General features: G+C 71.7%; 19 protein-coding genes. 16 read left to right on the top strand and 3 right to left on the bottom strand.

Annotation, left to right across the window (positions count from 1 at the left end):
• Positions 1–38 precede the first annotated feature (38 nt).
• On the top strand, positions 39–209 hold the full coding sequence (locus ABD932_RS32755) for a hypothetical protein (RefSeq protein ID WP_345018311.1): 171 nt from the start codon (positions 39–41) through the stop codon (positions 207–209).
• Between the two features lie 36 nt (positions 210–245).
• Here ABD932_RS32755 and ABD932_RS32750 read toward each other — a convergent pair whose 3' ends face one another.
• Positions 246–506 (bottom strand): hypothetical protein, encoded by a 261-nt coding sequence (locus tag ABD932_RS32750; protein ID WP_345018309.1) that lies wholly within the window; start codon positions 504–506, stop codon positions 246–248.
• Positions 507–550: 44 nt separating this feature from the next.
• Positions 551–1,480 carry a LysR family transcriptional regulator gene (locus ABD932_RS32745; RefSeq protein WP_345018307.1) on the bottom strand — a complete coding sequence of 310 codons (930 nt, stop codon included), beginning with the start codon at positions 1,478–1,480 and terminating at the stop codon, positions 551–553.
• Positions 1,481–1,594: 114 nt separating this feature from the next.
• On the opposite strand from ABD932_RS32745, the gene ABD932_RS32740 reads away from it, so the two are divergent.
• From ABD932_RS32740 to ABD932_RS32675, 14 genes are all read left to right on the top strand, one after another.
• Entirely contained in the window at positions 1,595–2,827 is a 1,233-nt protein-coding gene (locus ABD932_RS32740; protein WP_345018305.1) for an MFS transporter, read from the top strand.
• Positions 2,828–2,985: 158 nt separating this feature from the next.
• Positions 2,986–4,197 (top strand): ROK family transcriptional regulator, encoded by a 1,212-nt coding sequence (locus ABD932_RS32735; protein ID WP_345018303.1) that lies wholly within the window; start codon positions 2,986–2,988, stop codon positions 4,195–4,197.
• Positions 4,198–4,317: 120 nt separating this feature from the next.
• The gene (locus ABD932_RS32730; protein ID WP_345018365.1) at positions 4,318–5,655 is read left to right on the top strand and encodes an ABC transporter substrate-binding protein; all 1,338 of its coding nucleotides are present in this window, start codon (positions 4,318–4,320) and stop codon (positions 5,653–5,655) included.
• 8 nt (positions 5,656–5,663) lie between these two features.
• Complete coding sequence (locus tag ABD932_RS32725) at positions 5,664–6,605, top strand: carbohydrate ABC transporter permease (RefSeq protein ID WP_345018301.1); 942 nt, start codon at positions 5,664–5,666, stop codon at positions 6,603–6,605.
• A 2-nt stretch (positions 6,606–6,607) separates the two neighbouring features.
• Positions 6,608–7,498, top strand: a complete 891-nt coding sequence (locus ABD932_RS32720; protein WP_345018299.1) for a carbohydrate ABC transporter permease — start codon at positions 6,608–6,610, stop codon at positions 7,496–7,498.
• Positions 7,499–7,505: 7 nt separating this feature from the next.
• Positions 7,506–8,771 (top strand): 6-phospho-beta-glucosidase, encoded by a 1,266-nt coding sequence (locus ABD932_RS32715; RefSeq protein ID WP_345018298.1) that lies wholly within the window; start codon positions 7,506–7,508, stop codon positions 8,769–8,771.
• On the top strand, positions 8,762–9,733 hold the full coding sequence (locus ABD932_RS32710) for an N-acetylglucosamine kinase (protein ID WP_345018296.1): 972 nt from the start codon (positions 8,762–8,764) through the stop codon (positions 9,731–9,733). Before ABD932_RS32715 ends, ABD932_RS32710 begins: the two co-directional genes overlap by 10 nt.
• Positions 9,734–9,999: 266 nt before the next feature.
• On the top strand, positions 10,000–11,472 hold the full coding sequence (locus tag ABD932_RS32705) for a hypothetical protein (RefSeq protein ID WP_345018294.1): 1,473 nt from the start codon (positions 10,000–10,002) through the stop codon (positions 11,470–11,472).
• Between the two features lie 14 nt (positions 11,473–11,486).
• On the top strand, positions 11,487–12,563 hold the full coding sequence (locus ABD932_RS32700; protein ID WP_345018293.1) for a glutamate ABC transporter substrate-binding protein: 1,077 nt from the start codon (positions 11,487–11,489) through the stop codon (positions 12,561–12,563).
• A gap of 86 nt (positions 12,564–12,649) precedes the next feature.
• A complete protein-coding gene (locus ABD932_RS32695; RefSeq protein ID WP_345018291.1) occupies positions 12,650–13,981 on the top strand; it encodes a coiled-coil domain-containing protein in 1,332 nt (443 codons plus the stop codon).
• A 31-nt stretch (positions 13,982–14,012) separates the two neighbouring features.
• On the top strand, positions 14,013–16,550 hold the full coding sequence (locus ABD932_RS32690) for a serine/threonine-protein kinase (RefSeq protein ID WP_345018289.1): 2,538 nt from the start codon (positions 14,013–14,015) through the stop codon (positions 16,548–16,550).
• Positions 16,551–16,553: 3 nt separating this feature from the next.
• Positions 16,554–18,029 carry a PP2C family protein-serine/threonine phosphatase gene (locus ABD932_RS32685; RefSeq protein WP_345018287.1) on the top strand — a complete coding sequence of 492 codons (1,476 nt, stop codon included), beginning with the start codon at positions 16,554–16,556 and terminating at the stop codon, positions 18,027–18,029.
• Positions 18,030–18,127: 98 nt separating this feature from the next.
• Positions 18,128–19,474 carry a vWA domain-containing protein gene (locus tag ABD932_RS32680; protein ID WP_345018285.1) on the top strand — a complete coding sequence of 449 codons (1,347 nt, stop codon included), beginning with the start codon at positions 18,128–18,130 and terminating at the stop codon, positions 19,472–19,474.
• Between the two features lie 103 nt (positions 19,475–19,577).
• Positions 19,578–21,146: an FHA domain-containing protein gene (locus ABD932_RS32675; RefSeq protein ID WP_345018283.1), complete on the top strand. Its 1,569-nt coding sequence runs from the start codon at positions 19,578–19,580 to the stop codon at positions 21,144–21,146.
• 69 nt (positions 21,147–21,215) lie between these two features.
• Here ABD932_RS32675 and ABD932_RS32670 read toward each other — a convergent pair whose 3' ends face one another.
• On the bottom strand, positions 21,216–22,211 hold the full coding sequence (locus ABD932_RS32670) for a methyltransferase domain-containing protein (RefSeq protein ID WP_345018281.1): 996 nt from the start codon (positions 22,209–22,211) through the stop codon (positions 21,216–21,218).
• A 141-nt stretch (positions 22,212–22,352) separates the two neighbouring features.
• Here ABD932_RS32670 and ABD932_RS32665 point away from each other — a divergent pair, with 141 nt between their 5' ends.
• Positions 22,353–22,766, top strand: coding sequence for a globin (locus ABD932_RS32665; protein ID WP_126392288.1), 414 nt, complete (start codon positions 22,353–22,355; stop codon positions 22,764–22,766).
• Positions 22,767–22,779: the final 13 nt, after the last annotated feature.

Raw genomic sequence — 22,779 nt, 5'->3', positions numbered from 1 at the left:
TCGCCCTCCCTTTCTTTCCCCATGCCGGAAGGACCCCGATGGACCCCGTACTCATCGCCGCCGCCTGCACCGTCCTGGTCCTGCTGATCGTGGCCTGCGCGGCCGTGCTTGTGGTCCGGTCCGCGCTCGATGGAACCGAGTCGAAGGACCGCGCCCGCATTCTCGGCGCCGTGGCCGAGGTGGTACGGGCATTGCGGGGGAAGCGATGACGGGCCCCGACCTTCAGGGCCGTCCTCGCCTCCTGCTCAGTCGACCCACGTCCGCCACCGCGGCCACGGCGGCTCACACCGGCCGTCGGCGATGGCCTCCTCGTAGAGCCGCTGGGCGAGCTCCTCCAGCTCACGCCCGCTCGGCTGCTTGCTGCCGATGGTGGAGACCCGGGAGTGGGCGACCAGGCACTCGCCGTGCGGCACGGGCCGCGTCGCCCAGAAGACGAAGGACACGCCCGCGGTGATCACGGCGAGCGAGGCCAGGGCGAGCAGGGCACGTCGACGGTCACGCGTCATCCGCGCAGACCAACCGCGGCCGATAACGGCTCCGCCGGAACCGGTCACCGCGCCCAGTCCGGCGTCCAGGTCCCCGTCTCCCGGCACTCGGCGCGGGCCGCGGCGAGATGGGCGCGCAGCGCCACGAGGGTGGGGTGCGGGTTGTCGGCGCGCCAGAGCAGGGAGTGCGGGTAGACCGGGGTCGGATCGCGCAGCGGGATGCGGCGCAGGTCCTGGTCGGCGGGCCAGACCAGGCGGGTGTCCGCGCCGACGAAGGTCGCCAGTACGGCGGAGTCGGCGATCGTGTCGACGAGCGGATCGGTGCCGAAGTCGGGCCCGGTCGCCTCGATGGTGAGCCCGAACTCGGCGGCGAGGGCGGCGTAGTAGGCGGCCCATTCGGTGCCCTCGACGATGCCGGGCATCCAGATCCGGTGCCCGGCGAGCCGCGTGGGCGTCACGGCGCGGGCGGCGGCGAGGGCGTGCCCGGGGCCGGTCAGGAGCTGCAGCGGCTCGTCGTACACGCGGGCGGCCTCGATGCCGTCGGGCAGCTGCCTCGCGGGCACGGTCACGGCACGGAAGGACGCGTCGATCGTGCCGGCCCGCAGGGCGGCGACCGCCGCGTCGGCGTCGAAGAGGGTGACGACGTCGAGGTCGGTGTCGGGGTGGGCGCGGTGGAAGCCGCGCAGCAGGACCGCCGGGGCGAGCCGCCGGCCGATCACGTCGACACGCAGGGCACGGCGGCCGGGGCGTACGGAGGCGACGGCCCGTTCCTCGGCCTGGAGGAGGGCACGCGCGTGGGGCAGGAACGCCTGCCCGTCGATGGTGAGCCGGGCCCCGCGCGCGGTGCGTGTGAACAGCCGTACCCCGAGGCGCTTCTCCAGCGCGGCGATGCGCTTGGAGACGGCCTGCTGGGTGATCGACAGGGTGGCGGCGGCGTCCTGGAACCGGCCCGTGTCCGCCGCGGCGACGAAGGTGCGCACGGCGTCGAGGTCCACGGCGTCATCGTATGCGCACAACTTCTGGTTGTGGCCGCACACCGGTTGGTTGTTTGATCCGGGGAATCGCGTCCGGCTTGGATGGCTCCGGTCAACGTGAGGTTGGGGCTGGGGATGTCGGGCAGGCGGTCGCTGGGGCGGGACTTCGGGTGGCTGTGGGCGGCGTACGGGGTCAGTACGTTCGGGACGCGGCTGGCCTTCGACGCGTTGCCGCTGATCGCGGTCGTCGTGCTGCACGCCGGGGCGACCGAGGTGGCGCTGCTGGCGGCGTCGGGGCTCGCCGTGGGGGCGCTGGTGGCGGTGCCGCTCGGGGCGTGGGTGGAGGTCCGCCCGAAGCGGCCGGTGATGGTCGCGGCGGATCTGCTCCGGTGCGCCGCGCTGCTGAGCATCCCGGCCGTCTTCGCCCTGGGCACGCTCGGGCTCGGCCAGTTGCTGGTGGTGTCGGTGGTGGTCGCGGCGGCGGACATCACGTTCATGGCGGCGAGCGGGGCGTATCTGAAGTCCCTGGTGCCGCGCGAGGACCTGCTCGTGGCGAACGGCCGCTTCGAGGCCACGATGTGGACGGCCACCGCGCTGGGACCACCGCTCGGCGGGGTGGCGGTCGGCGTGTTGGGCCCCATGACGACGGTGCTGGCGGACGCGGTCAGCTATCTGCTGTCGGCGCTGGGGCTCCGGGCGATCGGCGGTAAGGAAAGGCAACAGTCCTCCCCGGCCGCCCCTTCAGGCCTACGGATGAGCGACCTCCCGGCAGGCTGGCGGCACATCCTCACTCACCCCGCGCTGCGCCCGCTGTTCCTCAACACGATCCTCGTCAACGCCCTGATCATGGCGCCGGCCCCACTGCTCGCCGTCCTCATGCTCGGCCAACTCGGCTTCGCCCCCTGGCAGTACGGCCTCGCCTTCGCCGTGCCGTGCCTGGGCGGCCTGTTGGGCTCACGCCTGTCCCGGCGCCTGGTCGCCCGGCACGGGCGACGCAAGGTCCTTCTCGCCTCGGGCACCCTGCGCGCCTGCTGGCCCGTCGGCCTGGCCTTCATCGGCCCGGGCACGCCCGGTCTGCTTCTCGTCATGGCCGTCGAGTTCACCCTGATCACCTGCATCGGGGTCTACAACCCGGTGCTCGCCACCACCCGCCTCGACCAGACCCCGCCGGACCGGACCACGCGCACCCTGACGGCATGGTCGATCACCAGCAAGACGACGACTGCGGCCATGACGGCACTGTGGGGCCTGCTGGCGGCGCTGACCGGCCCACGCATCGCGATCGCCCTCGCCGGAGTCCTCCTGCTGGCGACCCCGCTCCTGCTCCCGTGGCACGAGCGCGTGCTACAGCACAGCGCACCCAAGTAACGACCGCGTTGCCTGGTATAGACCTCTCTTGACGCGCATCCCTGGCGGGCGTACCTTCCTCCCAACCCGATAGGAAACTTTCCTAACAGTGATCCTGGATGGACTTCCGTCGTAGATCGCTGAGAAGCTGGTCAGCCGAGAGGCAGGTGTCGATTCCCATGGCAGGAAACGCCGGTACGCCGGGCACCCCGCGCGTCCTGCGCGCCATGAACGACCGTGCCGCCCTGGACCTCCTCCTGGAGCACGGGCCGCTGTCCCGCACGCGGATCGGCAAGCTCACCGGCCTGTCCAAGCCGACCGCCTCCCAGCTGCTGGCCCGCCTGGAGGCCGCCGGCCTCGTCCTGGCCACCGGCACGACGGAGGGCCGACCCGGCCCGGGCGCCCAGCTGTACGAGGTCAATCCGGCCGCCGCGTACGCCGCCGGACTCGATGTCACCCCCGAACGCATCCTCGCCGCCGTCGCCGACATCACCGGCCGCACGGTCGGGTCGTACGAGCTGCCCACCCCCGGCAGACGCCCGGCCCATCCCGTCGTACGGCAGGTCACCGACGCCCTGGACGGCGCGGTGAAGGCGGCGGGCCTCGCCCGCGACGACGTCCACCGGCTCGTCATCGGCACCCCCGGCGCCTTCGACCCCAACACGGGCCGGCTGCGCTACGCCTCCCACCTCCCCGGCTGGCACACCCCCGCACTGCTCGACGACGTCGCGGCCGCCCTGCCGATGCCGGTCGAGTACGAGAACGACGTCAACCTCGCGGCGGTGGCCGAGCAACGGCTCGGCGCGGCCCGCGGCCACGAGGACTTCGTGCTGCTGTGGAACGAGGGCGGCCTCGGTGCCGCCCTGGTCCTCGGCGGGCGCCTGCACCGCGGCTGGACCGGCGGCGCGGGCGAGGTGGGTTTCCTGCCGGTTCCGGGCGTACCCCTGGTCCGTAAGGTGACCAAAGCCAACAGTGGCGGCTATCAGGAGCTCGCCGGTTCGCAGGCGATCCCCCAACTCGCGCGCGACATCGGCATGACGAACGTCCCGTCGGGCCCCTACGCCGAAGCCGCCGCCACCCTCGTCCGGCGGGCCGCCACGGAGGACACCGTCCTGCACCGGCTCCTCCTGTCGACCTACGCGACCCGGCTGGCCACCGGCCTCGCCTCCCTGGTCTCCGTCCTCGACCCCGAACTGGTCGTCCTCAGCGGCGCCTCCCTGACCTCCGGCGGCGAGGTGCTGCGCGCCCTCGTCCAGGACGAACTGGAGGAGCTGGCCGCGTCCAGGCCCCGGCTCGTCGTCGGTGACGTCCGTGAACACCCCGTGCTGCGGGGCGCGTTGGAGAGCGCGCTCGCGACGACACGCGACGAGGTCTTCGACACCTCACGCTGACCGCCCGCCCCGTCGGTCACCCCCTTCGCCCCACCCCCCTCAGACACCCCCCGCCTTCCCTCACCCACCCCTGTCCCGCCCTTGGGAGACCTCGCCATGCCCGGAAAGTCCTGGAAAGCCATACCCTCAGCGTCCCGCAAGGCAGCCACCGCCCTCGCCGCAACCGCCTCCCTGGCCCTGCTCGCCACCGCCTGTACCGGCCAGTCGGAGTCCGCTGCCACCGACGACCCCAACGCCAAGACGACGATCACCTTCTGGCACGGCTGGAGCGCGCCCGCCGAGGTCAAGGCGATCCAGGAGAACGTCGACCGCTTCGAGAAGGCCCACCCGAACATCACGGTGAAGGTCGTCGGCAACATCAACGACGACAAGCTCAACCAGGCGCTGCGCGCGGGCGGTTCGAACGGGCCGGACGTGGTGTCGTCGTTCACGACGTCCAACATCGGCAAGTTCTGCTCCTCGGGCGCCTTCCTCGACCTCAAGCCGTTCATCGAGAAGTCGAAGCTGGACCTCGACAAGACCATCCCGAAGCCGATGCTGGACTACACCCAGTTCGAGGGCACCCGCTGCGCCCTGCCGCTGCTGGGCGACGCCTACGGCCTCTACTACAACAAGGACGCCTTCGACAAGGCGGGCATCACGTCCCCGCCGAAGACCTGGTCGGAGTTCGCGGAGGTCGCGAAGAAGCTGACGAAGACCAAGGGCGACAGCTACGAGCAACTCGGCTTCATGCCGACGTACCACGGCTACGAGACCGTCGTGGACCACTACATGTCCCAGTGGGACCACGCCTACTTCGACAAGGACGGCAAGTCCAACATCGCCAAGGACCCGGCCTTCGCCGAGATGTTCACGTACCAGAAGAAGCTGATCGACGACCTCGGCGGCTTCACGAAGCTGGAGAAGTACCGCAACACCTTCGGCGACGAGTGGGGCGCCAAGCATCCCTTCCAGACCGGCCAGGTGGCCATGCAGCTCGACGGCGAGTGGCGCCTCGGGATGGCGAAGGACGCCGGCGTCGACTTCGAGATCGGCACCGCCCCGATGCCCGTCGCCGACGACGAGGCCGACGAGTACGGCAAGGGCTTCCTCTCCGGCACGATCATCGGCATCGCCCCGCAGAGCGAGAAGCAGAACGCCGCCTGGGAGCTGGTGAAGTACCTGACGACCGACACCGAGGCCGTCGTCTCCTTCGCCAACGCCATCCACAACGTGCCCTCCACGTTCGCCGCCCTGAAGTCGCCCGACCTGAAGGTGGACCCCGGCTTCAAGACGTTCCTGGACATCGCCCAGAACGCGCACTCGAACACCCCGCCGGCCTCCGTCAACGGCTCGACGTACCAGACGACGCTCCAGGACTTCGGCTACCAGTACGAGTCCGGCAAGGTGAAGGACCTCAAGGCCGGTCTGGAGAAGACCGCCCGGCAGATCGACACCGACATCGAGCAGGCGAAGTAGCGCCGTCGATGTCCACGCACACTCTCCGCGCGAAGCGCCGCAGGTCGGCGCTTCGGACGGTGGCCTTCCTGTCACCGTGGCTCATCGGGTTCGGCGTCTTCTTCGCCTATCCGCTGGTGTCCACCGTGTACTTCTCGCTGATGAAGTACGACGGCTTCGGCACACCGGTCTTCCGCGGCCTGGGCAACTGGGCCTACGTCTTCGACGACTACCCGCTGTTCTGGCCGGCACTGCGCAACACGCTCTGGCTGGTGCTGGTGATGGTGACCTGCCGGGTGGTGTTCGGCCTCGGCATCGGCCTGCTCATCACGAAGATCAAGACCGGTACGGGCGTCTTCCGCACCCTGTTCTACCTGCCGTACCTCGCCCCGCCGGTCGCCGCGACCCTCGCCTTCGTCTTCCTCCTCAACCCCGGCACCGGCCCGGTCAACTCGGTCCTCGACGGCCTGGGACTGCCGACCCCCGGCTGGTTCACGGACCCGGCCTGGTCCAAGCCGGCCCTCACCGCACTGGCGCTGTGGGGCGTCGGCGACCTCATGGTCATCTTCATGGCCGCGCTGCTCGACGTACCGAAGGAGCAGTACGAGGCCGCCGAGCTGGACGGCACCTCGGCCTGGCAGCGGTTCCGGTACGTCACGCTGCCGAACATCTCGCCGATCGTGATGTTCGCCGTCGTCACGGGCGTGATCCAGACGATGCAGTACTACACACAGCCGCTGGTGGCCGGGAAGGTCGCCTCCGGCATCATCGGCGGCTCCGGCCAGCAGTTCGAGCCCGGCTACCCGGACAAGTCCACGCTGACCCTCCCCCAGCTCGTCTACAACCTCGGCTTCCAGCGCTTCGACTACGGCTCGGCCTGCGTGGTCGCGCTCGTCCTGTTCGCCCTCGCCATGGCGTTCACCGCGCTGCTGATGCGGCGCCGGGGCGGACTGATCCAGGCAGGTGACTGACCATGACCCAAGTGCTGGACAAACCGGTTCAGTTGGGAACCCCAACAGTCGCCGAGCGCACGGCACGCCGCAAGGCACTCCTGGAATGGATAGCGATCCACTCCCTCGGCATCGCGGCCGCGCTCTTCTTCACCCTGCCGTTCGTGTTCGTCGTCCTGACCTCCCTGATGAGCGACCAGCAGGCGCTCACCCGCGACCTGGTCCCGGACACCTGGGAATGGGGCAACTACGCCAAGGTCTTCGACACCCCCGGCTTCCTGACCTGGTGGAAGAACACCCTGATCTACGCGGGCCTGGGCACGCTCCTCACCGTCGTCTCGTCGATCCCGGTGGCGTACGCGCTCGCCAAGTTCCGCTTCCGTGGCCGGAACGTGGCGCTGATGCTGGTCATCTCGATGATGATGCTGCCGCCGCAGGTCGTCATCATCCCGATGTACCTGTTCTGGGCGAAGCAGCTGGACCTCTCGGGGAGCCTGTGGCCCCTGATCATCCCAATGGCGTTCGGGGACGCGTTCTCGATCTTCCTGCTGCGCCAGTTCCTGACGACGATCCCGAACGAGTACCTGGACGCGGCGAAGGTGGACGGCTGCGGCGAACTGCGCACGCTGCTGAAGGTCGTTCTCCCGATGGCCAGACCGGGCATAGCCGCAGTGGCCCTGTTCCAGTTCTTCTACGCGTGGAACGACTACTTCGGCCCCCAGATCTACGCGTCCGAGAACCCGGGCGCCTGGACCCTCTCCTACGGCCTGGAGTCGTTCAAGGGAGCGCACCACACCGACTGGAACCTGACCATGGCCGCGACCGTACTGGTCATGGCCCCCGTGATCGTCGTGTTCTTCTTCGCCCAGAAGGCGTTCGTAGAGGGCGTCACACTCACCGGAGTAAAGGGTTGAACAACCTGTGAAACTCACCGTGGTCGGCGGAGGCTCGACCTACACCCCCGAACTCATCGACGGCTTCGCCCGCCTCCGGGACACCCTGCCCATGGAGGAACTGGTCCTGATGGACCCGGCGACGGACCGCCTGGAACTGATCGGCGCCCTGGCCCGCCGCATCTTCGCCCGCCAGGGCCACACCGGCACCATCACCACGACAACAGACCTGGACACGGCGGTGGACGGCGCCGACGCGGTCCTCCTCCAGCTCCGCGTCGGCGGCCAGGCGGCCCGTGAGCAGGACGAGACGTGGCCCCTGGACTGCGGCTGCGTGGGTCAGGAGACGACCGGCGCCGGCGGCCTGGCGAAGGCCCTGCGCACCGTCCCCGTGGTCCTCGACATCGCGGACCGGGTCCGTCGTACCAACCCCACCGCCTGGATCATCGACTTCACCAACCCGGTCGGCATCGTGACCCGCGCCCTGCTGAAGGAGGGCCACAAGGCGGTCGGCCTGTGCAACGTGGCGATCGGCTTCCAGCGCAAGTTCGCGGCCCTGCTCGGCGTCACCCCTGCCGACGTCCACCTCGACCACGTGGGCCTGAACCACCTCACCTGGGAGACCGGCGTACGCCTGGGCGGCCCCGAGGGCGAGAACGTCCTGCCGAAACTCCTGACCGACCATGGCGACACCATCGCCGCGGACCTGCACCTCCCGCGCACCCTCCTGGACCGCCTGGCCGTCGTCCCGTCGTACTACCTGCGCTACTACTACGCCCACGACGAGGTGGTGAGGGAACTGCGGACCAAACCGTCACGCGCCGCAGAAGTGGCGGCCATGGAACGGCAGTTGCTGGAGCTGTACGCCGACCCGGCCCTGGACGAGAAGCCGGAACTGCTCTCCAAGAGGGGCGGCGCGTACTACTCGGAGGCGGCCGTGGACCTGGCGGCGGCGCTGCTGAGCGGCGCGGGCAGCCCGCACCAGGTGGTGAACACGTACAACAACGGAACGCTGCCGTTCCTCCCCGACGACGCCGTGATCGAGGTGCAGGCGGCGATCGGACCGACGGGCCCGGCCCCGCTGTCGGTGCCCGCCCTGGATCCGTTGTACGCGGGCCTGATGGCGAACGTCACGGCCTACGAGGACCTGGCCCTGGACGCGGCGCTGCGCGGCGGCCGTGACCGGGTGTTCAGGGCGCTCCTCGCGCACCCCCTCGTCGGCCAGTACGCCTACGCCGACACCCTCACCGACCAGCTGATCGCACACAACCAGGAGCATCTCGCGTGGGCATGACCGCACGTGTCCTCGCTGTCGACGCGGGCAACAGCAAGACCGACGTGGCGGTGGTCGCGGCCGACGGAACCGTCCTGGCCACCGCCCGCGGCGGCGGGTTCCGTCCGCCGGCGGTGGGCGTGGAGGCGGCGATGGACACCCTCGCCGAGGCGGTGGAGCAGGCCTTCGCCGCGGCAGGGGTGTCCTCCGTCGAGCACGTCTCGGCATGCCTGGCGAACGCCGACTTCCCCGTGGAGGAGGAGACCCTGGCGAGCGCGCTGCACGCGCGCGCGTGGGGCACGACCGTCGAGGTCCGCAACGACACCTTCGCGATCCTGCGAGCGGGCGTGACGGAACCCCGCGGGGTCGCCGTGGTCTGCGGCGCCGGCATCAACTGCGTGGGCATGCGCCCCGACGGCCGTACGGCCCGCTTCCCCGCGCTGGGCCGTATCTCCGGCGACTGGGGCGGCGGTTGGGGCCTGGCGGAGGAGGCACTGTGGCACGCGGCCCGGGCGGAGGACGGCCGCGGAGTGCCCACGGCGTTGGCAAACACCCTCCCCGGCCACTTCGGCCTGCCCACCATGTACGCCCTGATCGAGGCCCTGCACCTGACGGACATCCCCGACACCCGCCGCCACGAACTGACGCCGGTCCTGTTCGCCACGGCGGCGGCCGGCGACCCGGTGGCCCGAGCGATCGTGGACCGCCTGGCCGACGAGGTGGTGACCATGGCCACGGTGGCCCTGACCCGCCTCGACCTGCTGAAGGAGGAGACACCGGTCCTGCTGGGCGGCGGCGTCCTGGCGGCCAGGCACCCCCGATTGACCGACGGAATCCAAGACCTCCTCATGTCCCGCGCACCCAAGGCGGTACCCCGGGTGGTCACGGCGAGCCCGGTGCTGGGTGCGGCGCTGCTGGGCCTGGACCGGGTGGGAGCGCGGGCGGAGGTGCATGAACGGGTACGCACCCACTTCGAATCCTGAACAGCGCCGGCCCGCATCTTTCAGCCCGTCCGGCGTTTGAGGACGAGGCCCTTTCGGGGCCGAAGCGGGGGCCTGGGGGCGGCAGCCCCCAGGGGGGAACCGAACTGATTCCCACAGCGTGTGAATGGGCAGGGGTGATGCGGGACCCTGCCCAGCCGCCGGCAGGCAATCCGCTGCGATCCGATCAAGATCCAGTGAAGGCCGGTGCGGATGTCAGTCCCGGCAGCGATACTTGCGGCGAGGGATGACCACGGGGGAGGTCAACAGTGACGCAGACGCCGAAGAGCAGCGCACCACCATCGGGGCACGGCCCGGCGTCCGGCGCGCCCACCATGCCGTCCGTACCGCCGCAGCCGGGCCTGCCCGAACAGCACAGCGGCGCAGGCCGTCCCCTCCCCCCTGCTCAACCGCCGGAGGCACGTCGCACCGCCTTCGCCGAGGGCTTCGACCAACTCCGCGCGGCCGCCACCACCGAACCCGGCCGGCTGCGCATCATCGGCGCCCTGCTGGCCCTCTTCGTCGTCGCCTTCGGCGCCGTGGCCGCCTGGCAGATGACCGAGCGGGCCGCCGCGGCCGACGACGTCCTCAACCGCAGCCAGCCCCTCAGCTCCGACGCGGCCGACATCTACCGCTCCCTGGCGGACGCCAACACCGCGGCCGCCAGCGGCTACCTCGCGGGCCTGCAGGAGAAGCCCGCCATGCGCGAGGGCTACGAGAAGGACATCCGCACGGCCGCCGAGAAACTCGTCAAGGCCGCCGCCAACTCCGAACCGGGCTCCCCTTCGGCGAACACGATCGCCGAACTCAGCAGACTGCTGCCGGAGTACAAGGGCCTGGTCGAGACCGCGCGCGCCAACAACCGCCAGGGCTACCCGGTGGGCGGCGCCTACCTGCGCGCGGCGAACGAGATGATGCAGCAGAAGATGCTGCCGGCCGCCGAGAAGCTCTACCAGACGGAGAACGAGCGCCTGCGCTCCGACTACGCGGACGCGAAGTCCTTCCCCTGGGCAGCGGCCGGCCTCGGCCTCCTCGCCCTGGCCGCCCTCGCCTGGGCCCAACGCCGCAACTACCGGCGTACGAACCGGGTCCTCAACCACGGCCTGGTCACCGCCACGGCCGCCGCCACCGTGGTCCTGCTGTGGCTCGCCGTGAGCCACACGGTGGCACGCTCGGGCCTGAACGACTCCTACGACCACGGCGTCCGCTCGCTGAACGTGCTGCACGAGGCCCGCATCGCCTCCCTGACCGCCCGTAGCGACGAGAACATGACCCTGGTCCGAAGGGGCGCGGACTCCAAGACGCTCGACGACGGCACGGTCATGGACGCCTACGAGTGGGGCTACGACCAGCAGATCGACCAGCTCGGCAAGGCTCTCGCCCGCGCCGAGGGCCTCGCCGACGACTCGGCGGGAGAGAAGCCCGTGCAGGACGCGAACGGCTTCATGAAGATCTGGAAGGACCGCCACAACCTCGCCCGCGACGACAACAACTCCGGCAACTACCAGGCCGCCCGCGACCGCGTCATCGGCGCCGCGAAGGAGCCGACGAGCGTGTGCTTCGACAACGTCGACAAGGCCTTGGCGACGGCGCTGGAACACGAGCAGAGCGAGTTCAAGCAGGCCGCGAGCGACGGCCGTGACTCGCTGACCGGCCTCCCGACCGGCGCCGCCGTCCTCGCGGTCCTGGGCGCGGCCGGCGCGGTCCTCGGCATCGGCCGCAGGCTGTCGGAGTACCGGTGAGAGGGGGCACGACGATGAACACAGGCGACGGCTCGGTCCGTCTCCGGGTCGCACCCGGCCCGTGGCAGCGTCTGCGCACCGGCCTGCGGGGCTGGGGCGGCGTGGGCGCGATGGCGCTCCTGTGCGCCCTGGCGGTGACCTTCGCGCTGCTGCTGCCCCTGAGCCAGCCGCAGGGGTACGACGCCGGTACGGCCACCGGCGGCCAGGGCGTCGCCCATGGCAGCCAAGTGAGGGCCGAGGAGTGCGAGAACCCGCAGGACCAGAGCCTGTCGCCGTCCGGCGGCGAGGGCAAGGCGCCGACGCTGGACGCCATCAAGGCCCGCAAGGACCGGCGTCTGATCGTCGGCGTCGACACCAACAGCTACCGCTGGGGCTACCTGGACCCGAACAACCCCGCCGGTGAGCTGGAGGGGTTCGACATCGACCTGGTCCACCGGATCGCCGAGGACATCCTCGGCGACCGGGACGCCGTGCAGTTCAAGGCCATCCCGACCAGCCGCCGTGTCGAGGCGATCCAGAAGGGCGAGGTCGACATGGTGGTGCGCACCATGACGATCAACTGCGACCGTATCGAGCAAGTCGCGTTCTCCGCGCCCTACTTCGTGACCGGCCAGCAGGTCCTGGCGCCCAAGACCTCGAAGATCACCGGGTTCGACAAGACCCTGGCCGAGAAGAAGGTCTGCTCGGCGCAGGGCTCCACCGCGTACGACAACCTCGAAGAGGGAAGGAAGTCCGGCGACCTCCCGGACTCCGCCGACATCCGGACCACCGTCCCCAACCAGCTCGACTGCCTGGTGAAGTTGCAGCTCGGCGAGGTCGACGCGGTCGTCACCGACGGTGCGCTCGCCGCGAGTCAGGCCGCGCAGGACCCCACGGTCGAACTGAAGGGCGGCCTGTTCACCGACGAGTACTACGGCGTGGCGATGAAACTGGGCTCCGAGGATCTGGTACGCCAGGTCAACCGGACCCTGGAGAACTACATCGACGACGGCGGCTGGGAGGCGTCGTACGAGAAGTGGCTGCACCCGACGATGGACCAGGGCGACAAGAAGTCGGCGTCGGCGACTCCCCCCGAAGCCCGGTACAAGTGACGGGGCGTCAACTGACGGACACTGCGACAGAATCACGACAGCGCACGACAGAACACGACGGACCACAACGCAGCGAGAGGTGATCGATGGGCGTCACGGACCCCGCCGGGCCGGTGATGGACCGGGACGAGGTGGACCGTGCGCTGGCGCGGCTCGGCGCGGAGCACGAGGCGATCGAGACCTCGCTCCTCGCCCTGCAGGACCACGCGGGCCGCAGACTTCTCGAGGGAGCCGAGCTCACGGGCGTCACCAAGGAGCGCTGGACGACCGCGGAGGCGTCGATCACGCTGCTGTGGGCGTACTTCGACGCGTACACGGACGCGTTGCGCTCCGCCCGCGACATCCGCGCCCGCCGCCGCTGGTCCAGCCGCGACGACCTGGTGGAGCTGACGGAGCTGCTGCGCGGCGAGTCGGTGACCGTCGCGGGCTCGGCGTCCGCGACCGCCAACGCCCCTACGCTGAACGGCGGTTCGGGCAAGCTCAGCGAACAGTTCACGCTGGCCACCCTGGTGGACCGGATGAACGAGCTGTACGCGACCTCGCTGGACATGGTGGTCACCGCCGACGCGGTCTGGTCGGCGCTGCCCGCCCGCATCGATTTACTGGCCGCCGAGCTCCAGCGCACCCGCCGGCTCGCGCACTCCGTCGGTGTACGTCCCGGCGAGCATCCGGCGGGCGACGACCTGGAGCGCATCACGCGCACGCTCACCCACCTGCGCGCGGAGGTGGTCTCCGACCCGCTCGCGTACTGGCTGCCCGCGCAGGGGAGTTCGGCGCCCGGCGGCGGCAGGCCGGACACCACGGTCTACGACCGCGAGGCGCGCGCCCTGGAGGACGTACGCCGTGAGATCGACGCCGTACTGACGGTCCGTCAGGATGCCGAGCAGCGTCTGGTCAAGCTGCGTGACGTGCTGTCCCGCGCGGACCGTACGCTCGCCGAGGCCCGCACCGCGCGCGGTGAGGTGCTGGCGAAGATCGCCGCCACGGAGGTGCCGGTCGTCAGCGGCCCGCCGACCGTGCTGCAGGAGCAGCTGGCGACGGCCGCCGAGTACCGCAGACAGGCCCAGTGGCACCGCCTGTCCCCGCTCCTGGAGTCCCTGGAGCAGAAGGCGGAGGACGAACTGCTGCGCGCCCGCGAGTCGTTGACCGCGGTCACCGCGCCCCTGGCGGTTCGCGCCGAGCTGCGCGGCCGCCTCGACGCGTACAAGGCGAAGGTCGCCCGGCACGGCCTCGCGGAGGACCCGTTCCTCATCGAGCGCTACGACGCGGCCCGCCGCATGCTGTGGAGCGCGCCCTGCGACCTGCGCGTCGCCGAACAGGCCGTCCTGCGCTACCAGCAGGCGGCCGCCGAACTGCTCGGCGGCCCGCGCGTTCCGGGGCCGCGGGGGCCCGAGGACCGGAGGGGGCCGGGATCATGAGGGGCAGGGGGAACAGGGGGGAGTCGTCGTCATGAGTGAGGCACAGCAGACCTGCCAGCGGCCGGACTGCGGCGGGGCGTACGAGGACGTGGGCGGCGGCGAGCTGTACTGCGACACGTGCGGCCTCGCACCGGTCGTGTCGGCGACCGGCATGGTCGGTTCGCCGCCCACCGGGGTGACCGGCGGCGGCAAGGGCTCGCGCGGCTCGGCGGGCAGCGGAAGCTCCCGCTCCACCAGCCGCGGCAGCTCCCGTACGTCGTCCCAGTCGTCGAAGTCCCGGCGCTCGGTGTCGGGACGGCTGTCGCGCGCCCTGTCGGGCCGTTCCACGGGCCGCTCGGTGTCCGTGCGCAGCTCCGGCTCGTCGGCTGGCTCCAGCGGCCGCGGCAGGCTCGGCGCCGGCCTGGTCCAGGTCCCGGACGTCCCGCGTCCCGACCCTCGCGCGATGGTGCTGGAGAACCCGGAGGTGCCCGAGCGCAAGCGGTTCTGCTCCCGCTCGGACTGCGGTGCGCCGGTCGGCCGGGCCCGCGGCGAGCGCCCGGGCCGTACGGAGGGCTTCTGCACGAAGTGCGGCCACCCCTATTCCTTCGTCCCGAAGTTGAAGGCCGCCGACATCGTGCACGGGCAGTACGAGGTCGTGGGCTGTCTGGCGCACGGCGGGCTGGGCTGGATCTACCTCGCCGTGGACCGCGCGGTCTCCGACCGCTGGGTGGTGCTCAAGGGCCTGCTCGACACCGGCGACCAGGACGCGATGGCGGCGGCGATCTCCGAGCGGCGCTTCCTCGCGGAGATCGAGCACGCCAACATCGTGCGGATCTACAACTTCGTCGAGCATCTCGACAAGCGCACCGGTTCCCTCGACGGCTACATCGTCATGGAGTACGTGGGCGGCAAGTCGCTCAAGGAGATCGCCAACGGCCGCCGCACTCCCGGCGGCAAGCGTGACCCGCTGCCCGTGGAGCAGGCGTGCGCGTACGGCATCGAGGCGCTGGAGGCCCTCGGCCACCTGCACAGCCGCAACCTCCTGTACTGCGACTTCAAGGTCGACAACGCCATCCAGACCGAGGACCAGCTCAAGCTGATCGACATGGGCGCGGTGCGCAGGATGGACGACGACGAGTCGGCGATCTACGGCACGGTGGGCTACCAGGCCCCGGAGGTCGCGGAGGTCGGCCCGTCGGTGGCATCCGACCTCTACACGGTCGCCCGCACGCTCGCCGTCCTGACCTTCGACTTCCAGGGCTACACGAACGTCTACGTCGACTCCCTGCCGGACCCCGACAACATCGAGGTCTTCCGCCAGTACGAGTCCTTCTACCGCCTCCTGGTCCGCGCCACCGACCCCGACCCGGCCCGCCGCTTCGCCTCCGCCCAGGAGATGGCGGAGCAGCTGACGGGCGTGCTGCGCGAGGTCGTGTCGCTGCAGACGGGCCGGGCGCGGCCGTCGCTGTCGACACTGTTCGGGCCGGAGGTACGGGTCACGGACACGGAGCTGTTCCCGAAGCTGGACGGGGAGGTCTCGCGGCTGGGGGCGCGGGTGGCGCCCGCCAGGACCAACGGGGCCAACGGGGCCAGTGGCAAGCCCCCCGCCCTTCCCCCGGCCAGCCCGCCCGCTCCCGCCGCCGGCATCGTCAAGGGCGTCAACGCCTCCGCCACCGCCCTCGCCCTTCCCGTCCCGCATGTCGACCCCGCCGATCCCAACGCCGGTTTCCTCGCGGGCCTGATGACCACCGCCGCGGCCGAGCTGCTCGGCGCCCTCGCCGCCGCGTCGGCGCCGTCGCCCGAAACTCGGCTGCGGCAGGTGCGCGCCTGGCTGGAGAACGGTGACACCAGCGCCGCGCACGAGGCCCTGCTGAAGCTGGAGGACGAGCGGCCCGACGACTGGCGGGTCGTCTGGTACCGCGGCGTGGCCGCGCTCGTCACCGGCGACCACGAGGGCGCCGCGCTCGCGTTCGACGCGATCTACGACGCCTTCCCGGGCGAGCCCTCCCCCAAGCTGGCCCTCGGCATGTGTGCGGAGGTGCTGGGCCAGTTGGACAACGCCGCCGAGTACTACCGGCTGGTGTGGTCGACCGACCCGAGCTATGTGAGCGCCGCCTTCGGCCTGGCCCGCGTCCAACTGGCGAGCGGCGACCGCCGCGGCGCCGTGACGACCCTGGAGTCGATTCCGGAGAGCTCCATTCACTACACGGCCGCACGCGTGGCGGCCGTCCGCGCGCGGCTGCGTCAACGCACGGCGGCCGCCGCCGACGTACCGTTCCTGGAGGACCTGACCGCCGCCGCGGGTCAGGTCGAGGCGCTGGACAGTTACGGTCTGGATCCGGCGCGCCGGGAGCAGTTGTCGGCGGAAGTCCTCGGTTGCGCGCTGGACTGGATACTCTCCGGTGGCCAGGGTTCCGCCCCACCTGCCGCCGGAGGACGGACGCTGCTCGGCAGCGGCCTGGACGAGCGGGGACTGCGTTTCGGCCTGGAGCGTTCGTACCGCACGCTGGCCCGGCTCGCGCGGGGCGGCGAGGAGAGGATCGACCTGGTGGAACGTGCCAACCGTTACCGCCCCCGGACGTGGGTGTAGTTGATGTCGCAGATGCCCCAGTTGTCCGCCTGCCCGAGCTGCGAATGGCCGCTCGAGTCGGGTGACCGTTTCTGCGGTGCGTGCGGATACGACCTGTCCGCCGTGCCCGTACGGCCGGACGACAACCCGACCATCGCCATGAACGGCTCGGTGTCGCCCCCGGTAGGCGCGCCAGGTCCGATCTGGCCAGCCGCCACACCGGACGGCACCGCCACGCCGGCGGCCACTCATCTGCCGGCGGACCTTCAGGGCACGCACTCCGGCGGCCACGACCTGCCCCCGGGCACACCCCCGCCCCCGCAGTCACCGCCGCCCGCATCCCCGGCGATGCCCGGCCCGGACGCGGCACCCGGCTTCGGCTTCCCGGCAGCCGGCACCCCGGGCGCGCCGGACGGCCCCCACCCGCAGCCCGCCGGTTCACCCGCCGATCCGCCCGGCCCGACGGGCTCGCCCGCCTCCCCGGCCTCCGGCGTGCGGTTCGACCGTCCGGCGGAGCCCGAGGAGTACCCGTTGCAGGCGCCCGACCCGCGCATCGCCCCCGACCTGCCGACCCCGCGCGAGGGCACCAAGGTGTGCGTGGCCTGCCGCGCGGGCCGCGTCGACCACGACGGGTACTGCGAGAACTGCGGGCACGCCCAGCCCCGCGAACGCGACCACATGGAGCAGGACGCCGGCCCGGTCGCCGCCGTCAGCGACCGCGGCCTGCGCCACCACCGCAACGAGGACGCGTTCGCCGTCGACTGCACCGCGCTGCCCGACGGCCGGCCCGCGGTCCTGGCGATCGTCTGCGACGGCGTGTCCTCCGCGACCCGCCCGGACGACGCCTCGATGGCCGCCTCCCGGGCCGCGAGCGAGTCCCTGCTGGCCGCCCTGCCACGCGGCACACACCCGCAGCAGGCCATGCACGACGCGATCGTCGCCGCCGCGAACGCGGTCAACGCGCTGGCCGGAGAACCGGCCACGGCCCGTGAGCACGCCCCGCACCAGAACGCCCCCGCCTGCACGATCGTCGGATCCGTGGTGACGCCCGAGCTGCTGATCGTCGGCTGGGTCGGCGACAGCCGCGCCTACTGGGTCCCGGCGGACCGCAGCACTCCCCCGGCCCGGCTCACCGAGGACGACTCCTGGGCCGCGCAGATGGTCGCCGCGGGCCTGATGAACGAGGCCGAGGCGTACGCCGACGAGCGCGCCCACGCCATCACGGGCTGGCTCGGCGCGGACGCGTACGAACTGGAGCCGCACACCGCTTCCTTCAAGCCGGACCGTCCGGGTGTGGTGGTGGTGTGCACGGACGGGCTGTGGAACTACGCGGAGGCGGCCGAGGACATGGCCGACGCGCTGCCCCTCGACGCCCTCGCGCGTCCCCTGCACAGCGCCCGGGTCCTGGTCGGTCACGCGCTCGACGGCGGGGGCCACGACAACGTAACAGTGGCCGTCCTGCCGTTCCCCGCGCCGCCGATGGGGGCAGGATCGGCCTGAGGCCGCACCGCGGGGCGAGGTCTCAGCGGACCGGAGGGGACCGGTCCGTCGACATCCATGGCATCACCATGGGGTTCTTTAGGGGGATTTGAGAACGCATGGCCAATTTCTCGAAGTCGAACGTGCCGCAGTTCTCGGTGGACGTGTACCAGAACGAGTACCTGCCGGAGGGCGGTCGCGAGGTCAACGCGATCGTCACGGTGACCGCGACCGGTGGCGGCACGGTCGGAAGCGCGGTCGCGGCGCCCCACCTCTACTCGCCGGGACAGGGCCCGTCCGCGGGCGTGGCGATCATGGTCGACTGCTCGGGCTCGATGGACTACCCGCCGACCAAGATGCGCAACGCCCGCGACGCCACGTCCGCCGCGATCGACACCCTGCGCGACGGCGTCCACTTCGCGGTGATCGGCGGCACGCACGTGGCCAAGGAGGTGTATCCGGGGGGTGGCCGCCTCGCGGTCGCCGACGCCACCACCCGCGACCAGGCCAAGCAGGCCCTGCGCAGGCTCAGCGCGGGCGGCGGCACGGCCATCGGCACCTGGCTGCGGCTCGCCGACCGGCTGCTGTCCTCGGAGGACGTCGCCATCCGGCACGGCATCCTGCTCACCGACGGACGCAACGAGCACGAGTCGCCGCAGGACCTCAAGGCCGCGCTCGACGCCTGTGCCGGACGGTTCACCTGTGACGCCCGCGGCGTGGGCACCGACTGGGAAGTGAAAGAAGTCACAGGGATCGCCTCCGCCCTGCTCGGCAGCGCCGACATCGTCGCCGACCCGGCCGGTCTCGCCGCCGACTTCACGCGGATGATGGAAACGGCGATGGGCAAGGAGGTCGCGGACGTCGCCCTGCGGGTGTGGACGCCGGTGGACACGACCATCAAGTTCGTCAAGCAAGTGGCACCCACGGTCGAGGAGTTGACCGACCGGCGCACGGAGGCCGGCCCGCGGGCCGGGGACTACCCCACCGGTTCCTGGGGCGACGAGTCCCGTGACTACCACGTTTGCGTCGAAGTGCCCTCCGCGGAGCTCGGCCGGGAGATGCTCGCGGCCCGGGTCTCCCTGGTCGTCCCGCAACCCGACGGCAGCGCGCAGAACTTGGGCGCCCAGGGTCTCGTACGGGCCGTATGGACCGACGACATGGCCGCCTCGACGTCGATCAACCCGCAGGTCGCCCACTACACCGGTCAGGCCGAACTCGCACAAGCCATCCAACAAGGGCTCGATCTTCGCAAAGCGGGCGATATCGATGGAGCAACGGCCAAACTGGGTCGCGCGGTTCAGCTCGCCAGCGCTTCCGGAAATGCGGATACCGCGAAACTCCTTGCGAAGGTGGTGGACGTTGTCGATGCCGCGACGGGTACTGTGCGACTGAAGGCGAAGGTCGCGGAGGCCGACGAGATGACTCTCGAGACACGGTCGACAAAGACTGTTCGTGTAAAGAAGTGACCTAGCAGCGACCCAGCAGGACCCTAAAAGCATCGAGCCTGACCCCTTGGGGTTGGAGAAATCCGGTCGACGACGGCCGGAAAGGAGAGGGGGAAGCGCCGACATGCCGACCTGCCCGAACGGACACCAGTCGGGTTCCGACGACTGGTGCGAGGTCTGCGGTCACCGCATGGCCGGTGCCGTACCTCCGCCCCCTCCGCCTCCGCCCCCGCCCGGGGGCGGCTACGGCTTCCCGCCGCCCGGCGGCCCTGGCGGCCCCGGTCCAGGTGGCCCGTCCGGTGGCCCGAACATCGGTCAGCCGGGCGGTCATCCGCACCTGTCCGCCGTACCGGAGCCGGAGCTCTGCCCGCAGTGCCGTACGCCGCGTGAGGGCGGTGCGCCGTTCTGCGAGGAGTGCCGGTGGAACTTCCTGACCAACACGGCGACGTCGTACACCCCCGCCGCCCCGCGCCCCGGCGCGCCCGGCGGCCCGGGCCTGCCCTCCCACTTCCAGCAGCAGTCGGGGCCCCCGCCGTCGTCGGGGCCGCCTCCGTCGTTCGGCGGCGGTGACTCGTACGAGTACCAGGGCTCGCGCCCGTCCCAGGTGAACCGCCCGGCAGAACCGATCCCGCCGTTCGGCGCGGAACCGCAGGGTCCGGGTGGGCCCGGTGGTCCCGGTGGCTTTGGTCCCGGCGGTCCTGGTCCCGGCGGGCCGGGTGGTCCTGGTCCCGGCGGCCCCGGTGGGCCGGGGGGTCCTGGTGCGGGCTTCGGCGGCCCTGGCGGTCCCGGTGGTCCTGGCCCCGGCGGCTTCGGTCCTGGCCCGGGTGGTCCTGGCCCCGGCGGTCCCGGCAACACCAACCCCGGTGGCCCCCCTGGCCCGGGTGGCCCCGGTGGTTTCGGTGGCCCTGGCGGCCCCGGCCTCAACGCCCCCTCCGGCTTCGGCGGCGACCCGTCGCGGCCGGTTCCGCCGCCGCCCGGCCCGACCCCGCCCGGCGGTCCCGGCGCGACCAGCGGTGCTCCGCAGGCGTTCCAGCCGGCCGGCCCGGCCGGTCCCGCGGCCCCGCCGGCCCAGCCCGGGTTCGGGCAGGACCCCAACCGTCCGCCGCAGGGCGGCCCGTCCTTCGGCGGCGGCAACGACGACTGGGTGATCTCCCCGCCGTCGTCGGGTCCCGGCGGCCCCGGTGCTCCCGGCGGCCCCGCTCAGGGCGGCTACGGCTACCCGCCGCCCGGCGCGACCCAGGCCCCGCCGCCGCCCGGTCCCGGCTACCCGCAGCAGCCGGCCGGTCCGGCGACCTGGACGGCCACCATCGGCCCGGACCGCGACTACTTCATGGCGATGATGCAGCGCTCCGGCCCCGAGGCCGCGGGTCTCAACCTGCCCGCGTACTCCCCCGAGCAGCAGCGCACGCTCACCGGCAACCAGGTCACCATCGGCCGCCGCCGCCACTCCACCGGCGAATCCCCCGACATCGACCTGTCGGTGCCGCCGGAGGACCCGGGCGTCTCGCACCAGCACGCGGTCCTGGTCCAGCAGCCGGACGGCAGCTGGGCGGTCGTCGACCAGAACTCGACGAACGGCACGACGGTGAACGGCTCCGAGGAGCCGATCCAGCCGTTCGTGCCGGTAACGCTGCAGGACGGCGACCGGGTGCACGTCGGGGCGTGGACGACGATCACGGTCCGGCGCGGCTAGGCCTCTTCGGACCGGGAGGGGGCGGTCGTACGGCGAGAAAGTGCCGTACGACCGCCCCCTCCCGGCGTCTCAGCCGGGCAGCGCCCACGCGTACGGCCCCTCGGGGTCGTCCAGCCACGCCCACTCGTGCTCGCCGCTCAGCGTGATCCCGTACCGCTCCCGCTGCGGCTGCCCCTCCCGCTCCCACAGCGCGTACGCCTCCTGCGGGTCGAGGCTGCCGCGGGTCAGCGCCAGCAGGAAGCGGAACAGCTCGTGGTCGCGGGCCCGGCGCGGCAGCCCGCCCAGGTGGACGGACCCGGGCTCGGACCGCACCCCGCCGCGCAACGGCACGAAGTAGGCGGGCGTGTGCAGGAAGCGCCCTTCGGCGTGCTCGGCGTCCCGTACGGTCAGGGCGACCAGGCCGGTGGCGAACGGGGTCAGAATGCGGGCGCCCGGACGGCACTGGGCGAGCCAGGCGCGCGGGATCGACAGCAGGGTGCAGGTCGCGATGATCCGGTCGAAGGGGGCGCGTTCGGGCACGCCGCGCGCGCCGTCGCCGGTGACGACGACGGGGTGGTAGCCGGCGGCCGCGAGGTGTCGGCGTGCCGACTCGGTGATCTCCGGCTCCAGGTCGACGGTGGTGACGAGGTCGTCGTCGCCGAGCCGGTGGGCGAGCAGGGCGGCGTTGTAGCCGGTGCCCGCGCCGATCTCCAGGACCCGGTGGCCGTCCGCCACCTCCAGCGCGACCAGCATCATCGCCATCAGGGACGGCTGGCTGCTGGAGGAGACCAGCTCGCCGTCGCGCAGCCGGGTGGCCAGGGGGGTGTCGGCGTACGCCCCGCGCACCCAGCGCTCGCGTGCGCCCGGGTCGGGGCTCTGGCCCCAGCGCCGCTCGTAGCCTCCGGAGACGCCGACGTAGTAGTACGGCACGAACAGATGCCGCGGAACGGCCGCGAAGGCCTCCCGCCACACGGGGTCCTCGGCCCACGCCCCGCTCGCGTCGATCGCACGCACCAGCTCGGCCCGCGCCGAGGCGGCGAGGGCCGCGAGTCCCTCGGCGTCCCTGTCGAGATCCTGCGCGCTCATACGTCCACTGTCCTGCGGCAGGCGGTGCGAGGCGAGCGCCCTGCCGGACGATCCGGAACGCGTCACTCGGGATCGTACGGAACGAGTCACTGGGGGCGACTGGTCCTAAGCCTCCAGTCCTCCGTCTCCGCGTCTGAGACCATGGGCCATGTGAATGAAATTCGGCGCGGCACGCTTCAGGAGCAGACCTTCTACGAGCAGGTCGGCGGGGAGGAGACCTTCCGCCGCCTCGTCCACCGTTTCTACGAGGGTGTCGCCGAGGATCCGCTGCTGCGGCCCATGTACCCCGAGGAGGACCTGGGCCCGGCCGAGGAGCGCCTCGTCCTGTTCCTGATCCAGTACTGGGGCGGCCCGACGACGTACAGCGAGAACCGCGGCCACCCCCGCCTGCGCATGCGCCACGCCCCGTTCACCGTGGACCGCGCGGCCCACGACGCCTGGCTGAAGCACATGCGGGTCGCCGTCGACGAACTCGGCCTCTCCGAGGAACACGAGCGGACGCTGTGGAGCTACCTGACGTACGCGGCGGCGTCGATGGTGAACACCGCGGGCTGAGCCCGGCCAGCCC

The sequence above is a fragment of the Streptomyces shaanxiensis genome (assembly GCF_039537145.1).
GTDB lineage: Bacteria > Actinomycetota > Actinomycetes > Streptomycetales > Streptomycetaceae > Streptomyces > Streptomyces shaanxiensis.
This window is presented reverse-complemented; position numbering and strand designations above follow the sequence as displayed.

What these genes read in the sequence shown, in the direction of transcription:
- ABD932_RS32755 (WP_345018311.1), top strand. Translation starts at nt 39, where the DNA reads ATGGACCCCGTACTCATCGCCGCCGCCTGCACCGTCCTGGTCCTGCTG.
- ABD932_RS32750 (WP_345018309.1), bottom strand. Translation starts at nt 506, where the DNA reads ATGACGCGTGACCGTCGACGTGCCCTGCTCGCCCTGGCCTCGCTCGCC.
- ABD932_RS32740 (WP_345018305.1), top strand. Translation starts at nt 1,595, where the DNA reads ATGTCGGGCAGGCGGTCGCTGGGGCGGGACTTCGGGTGGCTGTGGGCG.
- ABD932_RS32735 (WP_345018303.1), top strand. Translation starts at nt 2,986, where the DNA reads ATGGCAGGAAACGCCGGTACGCCGGGCACCCCGCGCGTCCTGCGCGCC.
- ABD932_RS32725 (WP_345018301.1), top strand. Translation starts at nt 5,664, where the DNA reads ATGTCCACGCACACTCTCCGCGCGAAGCGCCGCAGGTCGGCGCTTCGG.
- ABD932_RS32720 (WP_345018299.1), top strand. Translation starts at nt 6,608, where the DNA reads ATGACCCAAGTGCTGGACAAACCGGTTCAGTTGGGAACCCCAACAGTC.
- ABD932_RS32700 (WP_345018293.1), top strand. Translation starts at nt 11,487, where the DNA reads ATGAACACAGGCGACGGCTCGGTCCGTCTCCGGGTCGCACCCGGCCCG.
- ABD932_RS32695 (WP_345018291.1), top strand. Translation starts at nt 12,650, where the DNA reads ATGGGCGTCACGGACCCCGCCGGGCCGGTGATGGACCGGGACGAGGTG.
- ABD932_RS32690 (WP_345018289.1), top strand. Translation starts at nt 14,013, where the DNA reads ATGAGTGAGGCACAGCAGACCTGCCAGCGGCCGGACTGCGGCGGGGCG.
- ABD932_RS32685 (WP_345018287.1), top strand. Translation starts at nt 16,554, where the DNA reads ATGTCGCAGATGCCCCAGTTGTCCGCCTGCCCGAGCTGCGAATGGCCG.
- ABD932_RS32680 (WP_345018285.1), top strand. Translation starts at nt 18,128, where the DNA reads ATGGCCAATTTCTCGAAGTCGAACGTGCCGCAGTTCTCGGTGGACGTG.
- ABD932_RS32675 (WP_345018283.1), top strand. Translation starts at nt 19,578, where the DNA reads ATGCCGACCTGCCCGAACGGACACCAGTCGGGTTCCGACGACTGGTGC.
- ABD932_RS32670 (WP_345018281.1), bottom strand. Translation starts at nt 22,211, where the DNA reads ATGAGCGCGCAGGATCTCGACAGGGACGCCGAGGGACTCGCGGCCCTC.
- ABD932_RS32665 (WP_126392288.1), top strand. Translation starts at nt 22,353, where the DNA reads ATGGGCCATGTGAATGAAATTCGGCGCGGCACGCTTCAGGAGCAGACC.